Genomic DNA, 4,332 nt, shown 5'->3' on the forward strand with positions numbered 1-4,332 from the left:
ATCGAGAACACCCTGCGCTCCGCCGAACGCGCCCTGCGCATGCGACAGGCCGACGATTTTCAGGAATGGGAAGCACCCATGCTGAAGGGCGGCTGAACTCCAACGGAAAACCGCCCCGCGCGTCGCTGGCAGCGCGCGGGGCGAAGTGGCAAGCGCATGAAACCATTGCCCTCAAGGGGCTCTCTTGCCCCGCAGTGACGCTCCCGCCAAAGCAAGCACTGCGCGAAACCGCCATTCCACTGTGAGATGTAGCCGCCTCTATACAACGGACAGGCGGCGGTCCAGTACATTCGGCGCTACCATTACCCGGACAAGATAACACTACAAGCTCTGGGGGAATTCATGGTAACGGTGCCTGCAGACCGTCAAGGTTTGCTCGGCATGCTGCGCACCGGCGTCGTGTACGCCGCGCTCGCAGTGCTGCCCTTTTACCTGGCGTCGCTGGTTGGGCGCGAGGAACACACCGCCGACCAACTGCGCTTCGAACAGCTCGCCGCCACGCAGATCAACACGATCCGCCGCGAACTGATGGTGACCTACGATCTGCTCAAGACACTCACCGAGCATTTCGAGATGACCGGCGACGACAGCGAGCTCGGCTTCCGCCGGATTACCACGCCCCTGCTGCGCGACCATCCCTACCTGCAGGCGATTGGCCTGAACCCTCGTGTGTTACTCGATGAGCGCGCCGATTTCGAGGCACGCCTGCAGCACGAAATTCCAGGATTCGTCATCCGCGAAGCCAGCCGGACCGGCACCTTCAGCCCCGCCGGGAAGCGGGCAGAGTACTACCCCTTTCTCCGCGTCGAACCACTGGCAAACAATCGAGCCGCGCAAGGATTCGACAGCCTGGTCAACCCCGGCGAGATACCCGGCCTGCAGTCCAACGAACGGGTCGCAGCCGTCCGCCGCGCCCTCTCCAGCGGAGAGACCGCCACGACCGGACCGATCCAGCTGGTCCTGGCCCGTGCCAGCGGCACAACAGGCGTCATTGCCTTCTCCCCGATCCACACCCAAGACGATCAATCAGTGAAGGGCTTTCTGACACTGGTCATCCGCATCGGAGATCTGGTCCAGGCAGCCCGCAACAGCGTAGGCAAGCCAAGCCACGAAATCGCTATCACCCTGGACGATATCAGCTCGGTACCGCCACAGTCGCTCCACAAGGAGACAGCCTCCGCTGCTGACTTCGCCTACAGCGAGGATATCCGGCTACCGGACGGCAAGATCTGGCGGGCCGTCATCACCGCACACGACGGCTTTGCATCTTCGTCGGGTCCGGCCGTCCGTTGGTTGACGCTGGGTGGGGGGCTGTTCGTCAGCCTGATACTCGGCATGCTCCTGCACTCCCTGAACAGCCGCAATCGGATCATCTCCCAGCGCGTGGAAAAACAGACGGCGGAGCTGACCAAGGCCAATGCCGAACTCGCCAGCGAACGTCTGCGCTATCAACAGATCCTGCGTACCGCCACCGACCTGGTGCACATCTTCAACGAGGACTGGCGTCTGCACGAATTCAGCGATTCCTTCATGGCCCACCTGGGCTATACCCGCGAGGAGCTCTGCCAGTTGAAGGTTTCCGACTGGGATGCCAGTTTTCCGGAAGCAGTCCTCTACAAGCTCCTCGAAGACATGCACAGTGCGCCCGCCACTTTCGAGACGCGTCACCGGCGCAAGGATGGCAGCCTGAGGGACGTGGAGATCTTTGGCGGTGGCATCGAAATCGACGGCAGGCGCTATGTCTATTGTTCCGCCCGCGACATCACCGAGAAGAAACAAACCGCGAGGGAACTCGAACAGCATCGACATCACCTGGAAGAACTGCTGGCCGACCGTACCCGTGATCTGACCCGGGCCAATGCGGAACTCCGCCAAGCCAAAGACGAAGCAGAGCGGGCCAATCAGGCGAAAAGCAGTTTCCTCGCCAACATGAGCCACGAAATACGCACACCGCTCAACGCCATCACCGGGATGGTGCATCTGATCCAGCGGGCCGGGATTCCTCCCGAACAGGCCGCCCGCCTGGAGAAGATCAACGTGGCCGGCAAACATCTGCTCGACATCATCAACGCCATCCTCGATCTGTCGAAGATCGAAGCGGGCAAGTTCTCGATCGACGCAACCGACGTGCACGTCGGTGCCGTCGTTGCCAATGTCGCCTCACTGCTGGCCCAAAGCGCCCAGGAGAAGCATCTGCAGTTACATATCGATTCGCCGCCGATAACGGCGGCCCTGCTTGGCGATCCCGCGCGGCTGCAGCAGGCCCTGCTCAATTACGGAAGCAACGCCATCAAGTTCACACCTCGAGGTTCTGTCGCCCTGCGCACGCGGCTCGAGGAAGAACGGGAAGATTGCGTACGGATTCGCTTCGAGGTGGAAGACACGGGAATCGGCATTCCCCCTGATCGGGTAGACAAACTGTTTTCCCCTTTCGAGCAGGCCGACAACTCGATCCGCCGGAGCTACGGCGGTACCGGGCTAGGGCTCGTCATCACCCGCCGACTGGCTCAATTGATGGGCGGCGATGCCGGCGTCGTGACACACCCGGGCAGCGGCAGCACATTCTGGTTCACCGCCACCTTGAAAAAGCAGCAACGGCAGGAAGCAAGTGTATCCGCACCCACAGTGGTCACGATCGAAGGGCCGGAATCGCTTCTATTACGGGAGTACGGGAATCGACGTCTTTTGCTGGTGGAAGATGAACCCGTCAATCGCGAAGTAACGCTGGAACTGCTGAAGGACATCTGGCCTGAGGTGGCTATTGCCACCAACGGACTGGAGGCCGTGGACAAGGCCGCGCAGCAGTCCTACGACCTGATCCTGATGGACGTACAAATGCCCGAACTCGACGGACTGGAGGCGACCCGCCGAATCCGAGCCTTGGATCATGACAATGCGATCCCGATCATTGCCATGACCGCCAATGCCTTTGCAGAAGACAAGGCTCGCTGCCTTGATGCAGGCATGAACGATTTCATCGCCAAGCCTGTTGATCCCGAAGCATTATTCGCATGCTTGCTGGAGTGGCTGAAAAGAACCAGTTCATGACTTTGATCTGAATCCTACAGCCTCTTCATACTGTGCCGTGCCTACTTGCGTCGAATCCAGGCTGCATGTCGGTCGGCACCCGGAGTCGCCAGACGTTGCAGGATCTGTCCTCTCAGATCCGCGACATAAATGTCTCCCCCGTCATCGGACTTTGCCCAGAAAGCAATATATTTCCCGTCCGGTGAATAGCGCGGATCGTAGACACTGCCAGAGAAATTGAAAAATTCGACCGCACCACCCGCCACAGGTACCCGCCCTATCCGCGAGCGGACCAGCCCATCCACGATGTCCACACGCTGAAATGCCAACGTGCGACCGTCTGCAGACCAGGAAGGGCTGAAATCGCCCCAGTTTCCCGCAACGGTTATCTGCCGAAGCATAGTACCGTCGGCGTTCATGATCCAGATCGTGGGACTTCCTGAACGATAAGCAGTGAATGCGATTCGGCTCCCGTCAGGTGACCAGGCTGGGGTCCGATCCTCGTCATACAGTGAAGAAGGGGGAGCCGTCAGATTACGGACATCCTTCAAGACACCGCTTATCAGCCGGGCATGAATGATGTCACTATCTCCGTTATCCCGATCCGATGTGTATACCAGGCCGACTCCATCAGGAGCGAAGCCGGCCTCCGCCTCGATAGCTTCATCGTCAATAGAGAGCCTGCTCTGCACCCCATTGGCCAATTCAAGCAACCTGAGGGAATACTTGGCCAGCGGATCCTGACTGGCTTTCGCCGCAAACACCAGCCTATCCCCCTGCGGATCGGCCGACGGACGATAACCCGGGATACCACCTGCAATTGCCGCTATCGCCCCCGTACTGGTATCCGCCCGATACAGACGCGGCACATCGTCCGGGCCCGCACTGTCGAACACGAGGTCGTAGCTGACGGGTTCAGCATCCGGCGTCGTTTCACCTCCTCCTCCGCAAGCAGCCAGGGACAACAGAACGCAAGAGATGGCAATCCCTCGGAAAAGCTCGCACCAACATCTCATAAGGATACGTTCCGCCGAAGGATTAATGACCAAAGAATCGTCCCACAATAACTTTGAACATAAAACGCATTATTTCACTTGCATTAAATGACTCGCGGTAGTTGGGTCGTTGAGCGGCAAACCCTCAGGGGCCCTATCTTCATCCAGTCCGCTAACTCGCTGAAAATAGTGCCCACTCTCACATAGAAGTGGACACTTCCATGACTATCACCCAGCCCCGCCGTACCCGTCGCACTCACTCCGAGGCATTCAAACAGTCCCTGATCGAAGCCTGCGGGGACCCCGGCGC

At 59.4% G+C, this 4,332-nt stretch carries 2 protein-coding genes; one reads left to right on the top strand and one right to left on the bottom strand.

Annotation, left to right across the window (positions count from 1 at the left end; all coding sequences use genetic code 11):
* Window positions 1-381 precede the first annotated feature (381 nt).
* Complete coding sequence (locus tag B4920_RS25560; protein ID WP_161493388.1) at window positions 382-3,048, top strand: response regulator; 2,667 nt, start codon at window positions 382-384, stop codon at window positions 3,046-3,048.
* Between the two features lie 41 nt (window positions 3,049-3,089).
* On the opposite strand, the gene B4920_RS25565 is transcribed toward B4920_RS25560, so the two are convergent.
* Window positions 3,090-3,992 carry a PD40 domain-containing protein gene (locus B4920_RS25565; RefSeq protein WP_161493389.1) on the bottom strand — a complete coding sequence of 301 codons (903 nt, stop codon included), beginning with the start codon at window positions 3,990-3,992 and terminating at the stop codon, window positions 3,090-3,092.
* Window positions 3,993-4,332 lie beyond the last annotated feature (340 nt).

Source organism: Zoogloea sp. LCSB751 (genome assembly GCF_002028455.1).
Classification (GTDB): Bacteria; Pseudomonadota; Gammaproteobacteria; order Burkholderiales; family Rhodocyclaceae; genus Zoogloea.

Bases quoted from the DNA above. Each gene is read 5' to 3' on its own strand.
- B4920_RS25560 (WP_161493388.1), top strand. From the start codon at position 382: ATGCTGCGCACCGGCGTCGTGTACGCCGCGCTCGCAGTGCTGCCCTTT.